A 13,899-nucleotide genomic window follows, 5' to 3' on the forward strand; every position below is an offset into this window, starting at 1 on the left:
ACAGGTCCAGCAATTGTGGCTCAGCATCCTCTAGCCATCGGCGCATTGCAATGCTGGCAAGACCGAGCAGTCACAGGCTGTGCCACAAGCGGTACAAACTGTCACGAGGTCTGTACCGAAAGCGTCACAGACATCATCCGCCCGTCCGACAAAAACCACGCAAGGCCTTGATTTGCCTGACCTGCAAGGCAGTGGCCCGACCTTTGCTCTACGCTTATAACAAGCGCACATGCGCTCTCCCTTATAAGCACAAAAGCCAAGGAGAAATCACTATGCGTTACGCTCACCCCGGTACTGAAGGCGCTATCGTTTCGTTCAAGAGCAAATACGGTAACTACATCGGCGGCGAGTTCGTCGCGCCTGTCAAAGGTCAGTACTTCACCAATACCTCGCCAGTGAATGGCCAACCGATTGCCGAATTCCCGCGCTCCACGGCCGAAGACATCGACAAAGCCCTGGACGCTGCCCACGCCGCTGCCGATGCCTGGGGCGCCACGTCCGTCCAGGCGCGCTCGCTGGTGCTGCTGAAAATTGCCGACCGCATCGAACAGAACCTGGAAGTCTTGGCAATCACCGAATCCTGGGACAACGGCAAAGCCGTGCGTGAAACCCTCAACGCCGACATACCGCTGGCTGCGGACCATTTCCGCTATTTCGCCGGTTGCATCCGCGCTCAGGAAGGCAGCGCTGCCGAAATCGATGGCAACACCGTGGCGTATCACATCCATGAACCACTGGGCGTGGTCGGGCAGATCATCCCGTGGAACTTCCCGATCCTGATGGCCGCCTGGAAACTCGCCCCGGCCCTCGCTGCCGGTAACTGCGTGGTGCTCAAGCCTGCCGAGCAAACACCGCTGGGCATTACCGTACTCATGGAGCTGATCGGCGACCTGCTGCCGCCAGGCGTGCTGAACGTGGTGCAAGGCTACGGCAAAGAAGCCGGCGAAGCCCTGGCCACCAGCAAACGCATCGCCAAGATCGCCTTCACTGGCTCGACCCCGGTCGGCTCGCACATCATGAAATGCGCCGCTGAAAACATCATTCCGTCCACCGTGGAGCTGGGTGGCAAGTCGCCGAACATCTTCTTCGCCGATATTATGCAAGCCGAAGAAACCTTCATCGAAAAAGCCGCCGAAGGCCTGGTGCTGGCGTTCTTCAACCAGGGTGAAGTCTGCACCTGCCCGTCTCGCGCACTGGTTCAAGAGTCGATCTACGACGACTTCATGAAAGTGGTGATGAAGAAAGTCCTGTCGATCAAACGTGGCGACCCGCTGGACACCGACACCATGGTCGGCGCCCAGGCGTCCGAGCAGCAATTCGACAAAATCCTTTCGTACCTGGAAATCGCCAAGGGCGAAGGCGCCGAGCTGCTGACCGGCGGCAAGATTGAAAAACTCGAGGGCAACCTGGCGACCGGGTATTACATCCAGCCGACCCTGCTCAAGGGCACCAATAAAATGCGTGTGTTCCAGGAAGAAATCTTTGGTCCGGTGGTGAGCATCACCACGTTCAAGGACGAAGCCGAAGCCCTGGCCATCGCCAACGACACCGAGTTCGGCCTCGGAGCCGGCCTCTGGACCCGCGACATCAACCGCGCCTATCGCATGGGCCGCGCCATCAAGGCCGGTCGTGTGTGGACCAACTGCTACCACCTGTACCCGGCGCATGCCGCGTTCGGTGGTTACAAAAAGTCCGGCGTCGGGCGTGAAACTCACAAAATGATGCTCGATCATTATCAGCAGACCAAAAACCTGCTGGTGAGCTACGACATTAATCCGTTGGGCTTCTTCTAAACCGTCTGTCGCAGGCAAGTCACTCTCCTTGTGGGAGTGAGCTTGCCTGCACATCGGGCCTTCGCGCCAACCCGGCAATCACGCCGGTCAAAAACAATAAGAACAGGTGAACCCCTATGCCTAGCGATCAAGCCAGCGTGCAGCCGGCTACCTCCTCGGTCGACTTTGAAAAAATCGGCTCCGACTATTTCCAGCAACGGGAACTGAAAAAAGGTGCAGCAGGCTGGGTCCTGCTGGTGGGTCTGGGCGTGGCCTACGTCATCTCCGGCGATTATGCGGGATGGAACTTCGGACTGGCTCAGGGTGGCTGGGGCGGCATGTTTCTCGCCACGTTGCTGATGGCGACCATGTACCTGTGCATGTGCTTTTCCTTGGCGGAACTGTCGTCAATGATCCCTACCGCGGGTGGTGGCTACGGCTTTGCCCGTAGCGCATTCGGGCCGTGGGGCGGGTTTCTGACCGGAACCGCGATCCTGATCGAATACGCCATCGCCCCAGCGGCGATCGCGGTGTTTATCGGCGCCTATTGCGAGTCACTGTTCGGTATCGGTGGCTGGATGATTTACCTGGCGTTCTACATCATTTTTATCGCCATCCACATTTTCGGTGTCGGCGAAGCCCTGAAACTGATGTTCGTCATCACCGCCGTCGCCGCTCTGGCACTGGGCGTGTTTCTGGTGGCGATGGTGCCGCACTTCAACGTCGCCAATCTGCTCGATATCCCGGTGACTGACGCCAAGGGCGCCAGCAGCTTCCTGCCCTTCGGCTATGTCGGCGTGTGGGCGGCAATTCCCTACGCGATCTGGTTCTTCCTCGCTGTCGAAGGCGTGCCGTTGGCAGCAGAAGAAACCAAAAATCCGAAACGCGACCTGCCCCGCGGATTGATCGGCGCCATGCTGGTGCTGGTGAGCTTTGCCCTGCTGATTCTGGTCATCGGCCCAGGCGGTGCGGGCGCCAATGCATTGCTGACCTCGGGGAATCCGCTGGTCGAAGCATTGAGCAAGGCGTATGGCGGCTCGACCTGGATGGGCCACTTCGTCAACTTGGTTGGCTTGGCCGGGTTGATTGCCAGTTTCTTCTCGATCATCTACGCCTACTCGCGGCAGATCTTCGCGCTGTCCCGCGCCGGCTACCTGCCGCGCAAACTGTCAGAAACCAACAAGAGCAAGGCCCCCGTACTGGCACTGATTATTCCCGGCATCATCGGATTCGGCTTGTCGCTGACCGGTCAGGGCGACTTGCTGATTCTGGTAGCGGTGTTCGGCGCGACCATTTCCTACGTCCTGATGATGGCGGCGCACATCACACTGCGCATTCGACGTCCCAAAATGGATCGGCCATATCGCACACCGGGCGGTATCTTCACCTCAGGCGTAGCGTTGGTGCTGGCGTGCATCGCCGTGGTGGCGGGTTTTCTGGTAGACCCACGGGTCGTGATTGGCGCTGCGATCATCTATGGAGTGTTAATTGCTTACTTTGCTTTCTACAGTCGGCATCACTTGGTAGCAGGCACGCCCGAAGAAGAATTCGCGGCCATTCAGAACGCTGAAAAAGCCCTGCTCTAACGGCCAGAAATCACGGCGCAGACCCAGCCTGCGCCGTCACGGAGAATCTGTATGGCAAGTTTTGCTCACACGGTCGGCGCCCAGACCCACCGCTTCGCCAGCCTCAAAGACGTCATGGCCAAGGCCAGCCCGGCGCGGTCCGGAGACTTTCTGGCCGGCGTCGCTGCCCTCAACGATGGCGAACGCGTGGCTGCGCAAATGGCCCTGGCTGACATTCCGCTGACTCACTTCCTGCAGGAAGTACTGATTCCTTACGAGGCCGATGAAGTCACCCGACTGATCATCGACACGCACGACAAACAGGCTTTCGCAGTCGTCAGCCACCTCACCGTCGGTGGTTTTCGTGACTGGCTGCTGAGCGATGCGGCCGACGAACAAAGCCTGCGTGCCCTGGCGCCCGGCCTGACCCCGGAAATGGTCGCCGCCGTGTCAAAGATCATGCGCGTGCAGGATCTGGTACTCGTGGCGCAAAAAATCCGCGTGATCACGAAATTCCGCGGCACGATGGGGTTGCGCGGGCGGTTATCCACACGCCTGCAACCCAACCACCCCACCGACGAGCCAGCCGGCATTGCGGCGAGCATTCTCGACGGCCTGCTGTACGGCAACGGCGACGCGATGATCGGGATCAATCCGGCCACCGACAGCATCGCGTCGATCTGCGCCATGCTGGAAATGCTCGACGCGATCATCCAGCGCTACGAGATTCCTACACAGGCTTGCGTTTTAACCCACGTCACCACGTCCATCGAAGCGATCAATCGCGGTGTTCCGCTGGACCTGGTGTTCCAGTCGATCGCCGGCACGGAAGCGGCCAACGCCAGTTTCGGCATCAACCTGAATGTCCTGCAGGAAGGTTATGACGCTGGCCTGAGCCTGAATCGCGGCACTCTGGGCCAGAATCTGATGTATTTCGAGACAGGCCAGGGCAGCGCGCTGTCAGCCAACGCCCACCACGGCATCGATCAACAGACCTGCGAAACTCGCGCCTACGCCGTGGCGCGCCATTTCAAACCGTTCCTGGTCAACACCGTTGTAGGATTTATCGGCCCGGAGTACCTCTACAACGGCAAACAGATCATTCGCGCCGGCCTCGAAGACCACTTCTGCGGCAAGCTGCTGGGCGTGCCGATGGGCTGCGACATCTGCTACACCAACCACGCCGAAGCCGATCAGGACGACATGGACACCCTGCTGACCCTGCTGGGCGTGGCCGGGATCAACTTCATCATGGGCATCCCGGGCTCCGATGACATCATGCTCAACTACCAGACCACATCGTTCCACGACGCCCTTTACGCCCGTCAGACGCTGGGCCTGAAACCGGCGCCGGAGTACGAACAATGGCTGGCAAAAATGGGCATTCTCACTCAGGCAGACGGCAAGATTCACTTCGGCGACAACCTGCCGCCTGCCTTCCGCCAAGCGATGGCGCAACTGGGATGAGTGTTGAAATGGATAAATCACCTGCTGATCCAGCGAATCCGTTGCTGGAACTGCGTCGCCTGACCCCGGCGCGAATTGCCCTGGGCCGCGCCGGCACCAGCATGCCGACCAGTGCACAACTGGATTTCCAGTACGCCCATGCACAAGCCCGGGACGCGGTGCATTTGCCGTTCGACCATGCCGGGCTCAGCTCCCAATTGGCCGAAGCCGGGCGCGAGAGTTTGCTGCTGCACAGTGCAGCCCCGAACCGGGACAGTTACTTGCAGCGCCCCGATCTGGGGCGAAAGTTAAGTGATGAATCGGCCCAGACCCTGCGCGAATACGCGCTGGCCAAACCTGGCGGGGTGGACCTGGTGATCGTAGTTGCCGATGGCTTGTCGGCGCTGGCCGTTCATCGTCATACCTTGCCGTTTCTGGCGCGGATGCAAGAGCAGATTGAGGGTGAGGGCTGGTCCGTGTCGCCGGTGGTGCTGGTGGAGCAAGGCCGGGTCGCCGTGGCCGACGAGATTGGAGAACTGCTCGGCGCGAAAATGGTGGTGATCCTGATCGGTGAACGCCCCGGCCTCAGTTCCCCGGACAGTCTGGGTTTATATTTCACCTACAATCCAAAGGTCGGGCTGACAGATGCCTACCGCAACTGCATCTCCAATGTCCGGCTCGAGGGCCTGAGCTACGGAATGGCGGCACACCGCTTGTTGTACCTGATGCGCGAGGCCTGTCGTCGGCAGTTGTCTGGGGTCAATTTGAAGGACGAGGCCCAGGTTCAGACGCTGGAGTCGGACGCCGGTGCGGACATGAAAGGTAATTTCCTACTGAGCCCGCCGAATGCCTGAACCGTTTCCGCATTGCGTTTCTGTTCCGATTTCAGGCAGGATCGATGCACGGCTGCCCGAGTGAAGAACCGTTCGCCGTCAGAGCACGTGAAGACAGCCACTTGAAGACGAGACCTATCCATGCGGATTATCCAAGCGACCCTCGAACACCTGGACCTGCTGACCCCGTTGTTCGTCAAATATCGCGAGTTTTATGGCTCACTGGCCTATCCAGACTCCTCCCGGGCGTTCCTTGAAAAACGCCTGCGACGCAAGGAATCGGTGATTTACCTGGCGCTGGCCGACTCCGACGACAAACTGATGGGTTTCTGTCAGTTGTACCCGAGCTTTTCGTCCCTTTCGCTCAAACGCGTGTGGATCCTCAACGACATCTACGTCGCCGAAGATGCCCGCCGTCAGTTAGTCGCGGACAACCTGATGCGCACCGCGAAAAAAATGGCCAAGGAAACCAATGCCGTGCGCATGCGCGTATCCACCAGCAGCGACAACGAAATCGCGCAGAAGACCTATGAGTCCATCGGGTTCAAGGAAGACACCGAGTTCAAGAACTACGTGTTGCCGATCAGCGACGAGCTCTGATGCTTGCCGGCTTCTGTGATGAGGGATCATGCGCCCTCATCACAGAAGGGTTATTTATTGTCACCAGACTTCCGATCGCGCCATAGACATCCCCCGCTACAATCTCGACGCGCGTTTCACAACTCAGCCCGTATAATGCCGGCCTTTTCGGCTTGTAAGAAAAACTACACTCATCTGTAGGCTTTCGCGAAGTCATCCGCACAGGCCTGCTGAGTCCGGCCGTCACCACAGGTGCTCTCCATGGATTTCAACCCGATCGACCTTATCCTGCATCTCGATGTTTACCTCGACTTGCTGGTGAACAACTACGGGCCATGGATCTACGCCATCCTGTTTCTGGTGATCTTCTGCGAAACCGGCCTGGTGGTGATGCCATTCCTGCCGGGCGACTCCCTGCTGTTCATCGCGGGTGCCGTAGCGGCCGGCGGCGGCATGGACCCGGTGTTGCTGGGCGGCCTGCTGATGCTGGCGGCGATCCTCGGCGACAGCACCAACTACGTCATCGGCCGAACGGCGGGCGAACGCTTGTTCAGCAACCCGAACTCGAAAATCTTCCGTCGCGACTATCTGCAACAGACACACGACTTCTATGACAAGCACGGTGGCAAAACCGTGACCCTGGCGCGTTTCCTACCAATCATCCGCACGTTTGCACCGTTCGTCGCCGGCGTGGCCAAGATGCCGTACCTGCGTTTCTTTGCCTTCAGTGTCCTCGGCACCATTTTGTGGGTCGGCGGCCTGGTGACCCTCGGTTACTTCTTCGGCAACGTACCGTTCATCAAGTCCAATCTTTCGCTGCTGGTGGTGGGCATCATCCTGCTGTCGCTGGTGCCGATGATCATCGGTGTCGTCCGCAGCCGCTTCGGCAACAGCGCGTCCAAAGCCCAATCGCGCTGACTCGCGATGTGGTCCCTGAGCGCCTGGCGTCGCCGGCGCATCCTGGCCAGACACCCCGTTGCCGACGACTTGTGGCAACGAGTGCGCCAGCACTTGAGTTTTCTCGATGGCCTGAGCGCCGCCGAAGACCAATGGCTGCGCGAAGCCTGCGTGCTGTTCCTGGAAGATAAACACCTGACCGCCCTGCCCGGCGTGGAACTCCATCAGGAGCAACGCCTGCTGCTCGCCGCTCAAGCGCAATTGCCACTGCTGAACCTGGGCGATCTGAACTGGTATCAGGGTTTCCACGAAATCGTCCTCTACCCCGACGATTTCCTCAGCCCCCAACGGCATCGCGATGCCAGCGGCGTCGAACACGAGTGGGACGGCGAACACAGCGGCGAAGCCTGGCAGCAAGGCCCGATCATCCTCGCCTGGCCCGGCGTGATGGCCAGCGGCGGCTGGGAAGGCTACAACCTGGTGATCCACGAACTTGCGCACAAACTCGACATGCTCAATGGCGACGCCAACGGCCTGCCGCCGCTGCACCCCGACATGCGGGTCAGCGACTGGGCCAAGGTCATGCAGCACGCCTACGATGACCTTAACCGACACCTTGACCGCAATCCGGACGCCGAAACGGCCATCGACCCGTACGCGGCGGAAAACCCCGCCGAGTTCTTCGCGGTCACCAGCGAATACTTCTTCAGTGCCCCGGATTTGCTGCACGAGGCGTATCCTCAGGTCTATGAGCAGTTGAAGCTGTTTTACCGCCAGGACCCGCTGACCCGGTTGCGGCAACTTCTGGCCGAAGACCCGGTCTATCAGGCACACGACTAAGGTCTCTACGACCTCTGGTACGTGGCGTCGGCGCAGGAATATGCCTATAATCGCCGCCACTTTTTGGTCAATCCGGCCAAGTGTTTTTGGTCAACTAACGGGGGCACCGCCCAATGAGCTACAGCAAGATTCCGGCTGGCAAAGACCTGCCGAACGACATCTACGTCGCGATCGAGATTCCGGCCAACCACGCGCCGATCAAATACGAAATCGACAAAGACAGCGATTGCCTGTTCGTTGACCGTTTCATGGCCACCCCGATGTTCTACCCGGCCAACTACGGTTTCATCCCGAACACCCTGGCCGACGACGGTGACCCCCTCGACGTGCTGGTCGTAACCCCTTACCCGGTTGCGCCAGGCTCGGTCATCCGCGCTCGTCCTGTGGGCATTCTGCACATGACCGACGACGGCGGCGGCGATGCCAAAGTCATCGCAGTCCCGCACGACAAACTGTCCCAGCTGTACGTCGACGTGAAGGAATACACCGATCTGCCTCCGCTGCTGCTGGAACAGATCAAGCACTTCTTCGAGAACTACAAAGACCTCGAAAAAGGCAAATGGGTGAAGATCGAAGGTTGGGGCGACGCAGAAGCCGCTCGCACCGAGATCATGAAGTCGGTTGCTGCCTATAAAGGCTAAGACGCCATGGGGCTCGCGCCTGTGACGACTTGAAGAAAACCCCGGTTGATCCGGGGTTTTTTATGGGCGCTCATAAAGCGACTTTTAAACACCGCGTTTACCAAGCGGTCGCTTCAGTTTTTTCTTGTTTAATTTGATCCAAATACGTCTTACATCCGGTCGTAAATTTCCCTCGAAATTTGAACGGTTCGTTTATTCAAAGCCCGGCCCAGCGCCCGTAGACTCGTGTTTATGAAAAAGAACACTAGCGGCCCACGGTTTAAGACGCTCCTCGAAGAAGCGAAAATAACGACGACAGGATTTGCCGCTTTCTTCGACACGGAGCCGCAAAATATCCATAACTGGTACACCCGCGGCGTGCCCGCCTACCGCATGGAAGAGGTCTCCAGACTACTGTCGGTAAACAGCGACTGGCTCAAGACCGGCGAAGGTCCACAAAGCTCAAAACACCTGCGCCTGCTCGACGAGTCAGGCAACACCTTCGACGCCCAGGCTATCCGCGGGATCTACACGGTGATCGAACCCACCGATGTCGAGCTGCCCGTCTACAAAGAAATGCCCATTGCCCCGGGGTCCTGTAAAACCCACGTCATCGAAGACCCCGGCCAATTCATCCGCCTGCCCAAAAGCCACCTCGACTCCCTGGAAATCAACCATGCGGATGTGTTCTGCGTCCACATGCTCGGCAACGGCATGGGCGCGAGGATTGAAGACGGGTCCACGCTCGCCATCGACCGGGGACTGACCAAGGTGATTGATGGGGAAATCTACGCGATCGAGCACGATGGGATGCTGCGCATCAAATACCTGCACAGGATGCCGGGCAATGCGCTGCGGTTGCGCAGCTACAACAAAGCCGAGCACCCGGATGAGATCTTCAATGCCGAGCAGATTGAGAAGCAGAACATCAGGGTGTTGGGATGGGTGTTCTGGTGGTCGACGCTGAACAAACGGAGGCCGGCGGTGCCGTTTCTCTGAGAACGCCCCCCTGTAGCAGCTGGCGAAGCCTGCGTTCGGCTGCGCAGCAGTCGTAAAACCATTCATCGCGGTGTTTCATGTGCACCGCGGATGCGGGATTTACGACTGCTTCGCAGCCGAACGCAGGCTTCGCCAGCTGCTACAGGTCACCGCAATCGCTCTATCCTGCACACCACGCTGGGAATCCCCAAAAAAAATCAGTATGCTGCGCCCCACATTTGCGCATCACCCCGCCCCGCGGCGCTGATCGCACCGACCAGGCAGATGATTTTCTCGCCGAGTCCCACAGCCGGACGCAAGATCCGGGTGTACGTTTTGAAGGCTGGCGCGGTTTACCAAAAATGAACCAAGCCAGTCCCCGAGAAGCCGGCCACAAGCCGGCTTTTTAATGCCTGAAAGCCGCGCAGAATAAGGGCCGGATACGAAACGCCATCTTTGACCCACACTTTGACCCACACCGAAGCGCTGGGTTAGCCACTGAACCATTGACTCTATTACGTTGACACACTCGATCCGTCGTCATATCAGCGTGACCACCAAGCTCACTTATATTGACCACCTACTTGCTCGCGGCTTGAGCTGTACGCACCAAGGTAGCGGCCGGTGCTCGACCCATAGCTGCCGGCGGCGATATGCAAAGTCGGCCTGGAGTAGTCGTTGGGCAACTATTAGATAACTGCTTTTTCAGAACGGACTTCTACGAATGGCATTCCGGCACCGGACCGCTGCCACGCAATAGGAATATTGATCCTATCAAGGTCTATTCACCTCTAAGCGGTTACACTACTGGCTTCGAAAGGTTGAACACTATGGCTAGCAGCGAACATCTGAAAGCGCTTCTGCGCTCACACATCAAGGGGGATGATGCCCACTTCTTGTCCGTCGCTATGCAGCTGGCGGCACATGAAGCAAAGCAGGGGCATGGCAAGCTCGCGGAAGATTTGCGAGCTCTCATTGACTCGGCCAAGAAAAACCGCATGCCATTGACCTCTCCGGTTCCGATCGGTCAGCCACGAGGCGAGCTGGGTAATCTGGTCTCTGCTGTTCTACCTCGCACTCGATTTTCGGAAATGATCCTGGATGAGGCCACGCACAATCGCTTGGCCCGGATCATCAATGAGCAGCGTAACTTCGAGAAAATACGCGCTCACGGCCTATCACCACGTCGCAAGCTCCTACTTGTTGGCCCACCCGGCACCGGCAAGACAATGACGGCCTCCGCACTTGCTGGCGAACTAGGCATTCCTTTATACGCCGTTCGCCTAGATAGCCTTATCACCAAGTTCATGGGCGAGACTGCATCAAAGCTTCGCCAGATCTTTGATGCCATCCGCGATACACGTGGCATCTACTTTTTTGACGAGTTCGACGCTATCGGCTCACAACGCGGCCTGTCCAACGACGTGGGCGAGATCCGTCGCGTCCTGAACAGCTTCCTGCAGATGATTGAGCAGGATCAGTCCAATAGCCTGATCATCGCGGCCACGAACCATCCGGAAATTCTTGACTACGCCTTGTTCCGCCGCTTCGATGATGTTATCGAATATGGGCTCCCTAATCAGGAACAAACAAAAGCTGCGCTGAAGAGTCGGCTCGTTAATTACTCGAAGTCGATTCGCAGCTGGGAAAAACTCTGCAAGGTGGCAGAGGGCCTCAGCTACGCAGAGCTTGCAAAGGCAGCAGATGATGCGATCAAGGATGCGATCATTAATGACCGCCCACAGGTCGACATCAAGGACGTGGAAAAGCATCTTGAGGAACGAAAGGCTTTCCATGGGAGACAACGTTCGTAAGTTGGTAGAGCCTCTAGATGACGGAACCAAAGGCAGGACAGCGACCACATTTTTACTTTCATGGAACGGGGCAACCAGAAAGGTTTCGCTCCACAGCATCCGCATCCAGGGACCCGCGTTTTCCGCCGCAGGACCGAGCCAGACACGGTGCGGCGTTGCTTGGCCAATTGCGATCCGTTGGCTCTCAGATGACCGAGGCCATCAATCTTCAGCGCCAATCAGGTCGAGATAGCGGGTTTGGCCTGCAGATCGAATTCAAAAGCTTCCCCGGATTCGAATTGGCCTTCGAGGGTCTTGCTCGTGGAGCGCAGCGCATTGAGTTACTAAACGTGCGCCGAGACCGAGAAAACCACACCGACATGGCAACGGTTTTCGTTCCCGATGGCCAGCTTAAGGCTTTTGAGAGCCTCATTAGCCAGTACCTGGAGGCGAATACGTCCAAGGGGCAACCACGCAATGCACCGCTGCTCAACCCGATTCAGGAGATCCGGTTTGCCGCGTTCAATGCACTCTGGACCGATGATCCCTCGGTACTTCCTGCGAACGATACCGACACGATATGGTGGGAATTCTGGTTGCCGGTCCGGCAAGATCGCGAGGCCGTACTCAATCGATTCCGAGCCATTGCAGAAGCCTCTGGTTTCATCACTTCAGAGAAGACTCTCCACTTCCCTGAACGCACGGTGCTGAACGTCTTCGCATCGAAAGCGGCAATTACCCGATCGATTCTGCTCCTCAATGAAGTCGCGGAAATTCGAAGGGCAAAGGAAACCGCAGAGTTCTTCGACGCTATGCCCGCAACCGAGCAGCACGCATGGGTCGATGAGTTACTCGGGCGGACCACTGCTGGCCACGAAGACTGCGTGCGCCTCTGCCTCCTCGACACCGGAGTGAACCCAGGACACCCGCTTCTAGCCTCGCATGTTGGCCTTAACGACCTGTACAGCGTCGATTCAGCGTGGGGTGTCCAGGACGACGTGGGCCACGGTACTGGTCTGGCCGGGCTCGCCATTTATGGCGATCTCGTTGACCCACTGTCGTCACAAAGCCCCATCACAATCCAGCACCGGGTCGAGTCAGTGAAACTTCTGCAAGCCGCTATAGGTAACCAAAAAGAACCCTATGGTGCTCTCACCATGTCGGCAGTTGCCTTGCCGGAAATCGCCCAGCCGAACGTGGATCGGGTCTTCAGCATGGCCATTACTAGCACCGATGCTCGTGACCGCGGTCGCCCGTCTGCTTGGTCCGCAGCAGTTGATGGATTGGCTTCCGATGCTCTCGGCGAGCGGGCGAATCCACGACTGATTGTGGTTTCGGCCGGTAACGCAGATCAGAATCAGGCGCTGGACTACCCCAACAGCAATGCGACCGACGGTATCCATGACCCTGGCCAATCCTGGAACGCTCTATGCGTAGGGGCGTACACACAAAAAGTCACTATCGATCCGCCCAATACCACGCTGCAGCCAGTGGCTCCTGCAGGAAGCCTGAGCCCTTACAGCACTACGTCGTTGACCTGGCAGCGCACCGCCTGGCCACTTAAGCCTGATGTGATGTTCGAGGGCGGCAATCTGGTTAAGGATCAGTTGGCCGCCTACAACTATCCCTCGGTCTCCCTACTGACAACCTGCCACACTCCTACTGTACGGCTGTTCGACCTCACTAGGGCCACCAGCGCGGCCTCTGCGTTGGCAGCTCGCATGGCTGTACAGATTTTGTCCAGATACCCGGACTTCTGGCCAGAGACTGTTCGAGCGCTAATGGTCCACTCTGCTGAGTGGACCGAACGCATGAGGGACGACTTCCTGGGCGCTGGGTCGAAAGGCGATTACGAGCGGCTAGTGAAAACCTGCGGCTTTGGGGTGCCCGACTTAGGGCGAGCACTGTGGAGCGCCGGCGACTCACTCACCTTGATCGTTGAGGACGAGCTGCAACCGTTCATGAAGCCTATCAAGGGCAATCCCACTGCTCGCGATATGCATCTTCATGATCTGCCATGGCCGAAACAAGAACTACTCGATCTTGGCAACACCAACGTAGAGTTGCGGGTGACGCTTTCCTACTTTGTTGAGCCCAACCCTGGAGTTGTCGAACGCGGCATCAAAGGTCGTTACAGGTACGAATCTCACGGCCTTAGGTTCGATGTCAGCCGCCCAACGGAAGAAAAGGCTCAGTTCCGGCAGCGTATCAACAAACGTGCACGCGACGAAGAAGACGGTATCTATCAGGGCGGTGGTGCAGATCCGAACTGGTTGCTGGGGACCCAGACGCGGCACCGAGGTTCCCTGCACTCAGATATCTGGCGCGGTACAGCCGCCGAACTGGCAGACCGCAGCATGATTGGCATCTACCCTGCCCTCGGCTGGTGGAAGACCCTGCTGAAGCAGGAGCGCTACAATGATCGTGTCCGGTACAGCCTCGTTGTCTCAATCAAGACAGAGCAAACCGCCATCGATCTCTATGCAGCGATCCAGAACGTAATCGTGGCTAAAACAGCGATTGTGAACCCAGTGTAAATCAACTCGGACGCTGCCCAATCGTGTTCGGCCAAGCCG

11 protein-coding genes are annotated in these 13,899 nt (G+C 58.1%); all 11 read left to right on the forward strand.

Going from position 1 to position 13,899, the window contains the following annotated elements; all coding sequences use genetic code 11:
• Nucleotides 1-272 precede the first annotated feature (272 nt).
• Nucleotides 273-1,793 carry an acetaldehyde dehydrogenase ExaC gene (gene exaC / locus ACA070_RS27285; RefSeq protein ID WP_497449060.1) on the forward strand — a complete coding sequence of 507 codons (1,521 nt, stop codon included), beginning with the start codon at nucleotides 273-275 and terminating at the stop codon, nucleotides 1,791-1,793.
• 116 nt (nucleotides 1,794-1,909) lie between these two features.
• Nucleotides 1,910-3,358 carry an ethanolamine permease gene (eat, locus tag ACA070_RS27290; RefSeq protein ID WP_497449061.1) on the forward strand — a complete coding sequence of 483 codons (1,449 nt, stop codon included), beginning with the start codon at nucleotides 1,910-1,912 and terminating at the stop codon, nucleotides 3,356-3,358.
• A 51-nt stretch (nucleotides 3,359-3,409) separates the two neighbouring features.
• Nucleotides 3,410-4,804: an ethanolamine ammonia-lyase subunit EutB gene (locus ACA070_RS27295; RefSeq protein WP_497449062.1), complete on the forward strand. Its 1,395-nt coding sequence runs from the start codon at nucleotides 3,410-3,412 to the stop codon at nucleotides 4,802-4,804.
• 8 nt (nucleotides 4,805-4,812) lie between these two features.
• Nucleotides 4,813-5,637, forward strand: coding sequence for an ethanolamine ammonia-lyase subunit EutC (gene eutC, locus ACA070_RS27300; protein WP_497449063.1), 825 nt, complete (start codon nucleotides 4,813-4,815; stop codon nucleotides 5,635-5,637).
• A 120-nt stretch (nucleotides 5,638-5,757) separates the two neighbouring features.
• Nucleotides 5,758-6,216, forward strand: coding sequence for a GNAT family N-acetyltransferase (locus tag ACA070_RS27305; RefSeq protein ID WP_438661326.1), 459 nt, complete (start codon nucleotides 5,758-5,760; stop codon nucleotides 6,214-6,216).
• A 240-nt stretch (nucleotides 6,217-6,456) separates the two neighbouring features.
• On the forward strand, nucleotides 6,457-7,113 hold the full coding sequence (locus ACA070_RS27310) for a DedA family protein (RefSeq protein ID WP_461988750.1): 657 nt from the start codon (nucleotides 6,457-6,459) through the stop codon (nucleotides 7,111-7,113).
• Nucleotides 7,114-7,119: 6 nt separating this feature from the next.
• Nucleotides 7,120-7,932 (forward strand): M90 family metallopeptidase, encoded by an 813-nt coding sequence (locus tag ACA070_RS27315; protein ID WP_497449064.1) that lies wholly within the window; start codon nucleotides 7,120-7,122, stop codon nucleotides 7,930-7,932.
• 113 nt (nucleotides 7,933-8,045) lie between these two features.
• Complete coding sequence (ppa, locus tag ACA070_RS27320; RefSeq protein WP_028620880.1) at nucleotides 8,046-8,573, forward strand: inorganic diphosphatase; 528 nt, start codon at nucleotides 8,046-8,048, stop codon at nucleotides 8,571-8,573.
• 231 nt (nucleotides 8,574-8,804) lie between these two features.
• Nucleotides 8,805-9,551, forward strand: a complete 747-nt coding sequence (locus ACA070_RS27325) for a S24 family peptidase (RefSeq protein WP_497449065.1) — start codon at nucleotides 8,805-8,807, stop codon at nucleotides 9,549-9,551.
• Between the two features lie 809 nt (nucleotides 9,552-10,360).
• Nucleotides 10,361-11,344: an AAA family ATPase gene (locus ACA070_RS27330; RefSeq protein WP_497449066.1), complete on the forward strand. Its 984-nt coding sequence runs from the start codon at nucleotides 10,361-10,363 to the stop codon at nucleotides 11,342-11,344.
• Between the two features lie 188 nt (nucleotides 11,345-11,532).
• Complete coding sequence (locus tag ACA070_RS27335) at nucleotides 11,533-13,860, forward strand: S8 family peptidase (RefSeq protein WP_497449067.1); 2,328 nt, start codon at nucleotides 11,533-11,535, stop codon at nucleotides 13,858-13,860.
• Nucleotides 13,861-13,899 lie beyond the last annotated feature (39 nt).

The organism is Pseudomonas sp. LBUM1678 (assembly GCF_059695575.1).

Coding starts and splice junctions, on each gene's coding strand:
- exaC (WP_497449060.1), top strand. CDS start 273: ATGCGTTACGCTCACCCCGGTACTGAAGGCGCTATCGTTTCGTTCAAG.
- ACA070_RS27330 (WP_497449066.1), top strand. CDS start 10,361: ATGGCTAGCAGCGAACATCTGAAAGCGCTTCTGCGCTCACACATCAAG.
- ppa (WP_028620880.1), top strand. CDS start 8,046: ATGAGCTACAGCAAGATTCCGGCTGGCAAAGACCTGCCGAACGACATC.
- ACA070_RS27310 (WP_461988750.1), top strand. CDS start 6,457: ATGGATTTCAACCCGATCGACCTTATCCTGCATCTCGATGTTTACCTC.
- ACA070_RS27295 (WP_497449062.1), top strand. CDS start 3,410: ATGGCAAGTTTTGCTCACACGGTCGGCGCCCAGACCCACCGCTTCGCC.
- ACA070_RS27315 (WP_497449064.1), top strand. CDS start 7,120: ATGTGGTCCCTGAGCGCCTGGCGTCGCCGGCGCATCCTGGCCAGACAC.
- eat (WP_497449061.1), top strand. CDS start 1,910: ATGCCTAGCGATCAAGCCAGCGTGCAGCCGGCTACCTCCTCGGTCGAC.
- ACA070_RS27335 (WP_497449067.1), top strand. CDS start 11,533: ATGACCGAGGCCATCAATCTTCAGCGCCAATCAGGTCGAGATAGCGGG.
- eutC (WP_497449063.1), top strand. CDS start 4,813: ATGGATAAATCACCTGCTGATCCAGCGAATCCGTTGCTGGAACTGCGT.
- ACA070_RS27325 (WP_497449065.1), top strand. CDS start 8,805: ATGAAAAAGAACACTAGCGGCCCACGGTTTAAGACGCTCCTCGAAGAA.
- ACA070_RS27305 (WP_438661326.1), top strand. CDS start 5,758: ATGCGGATTATCCAAGCGACCCTCGAACACCTGGACCTGCTGACCCCG.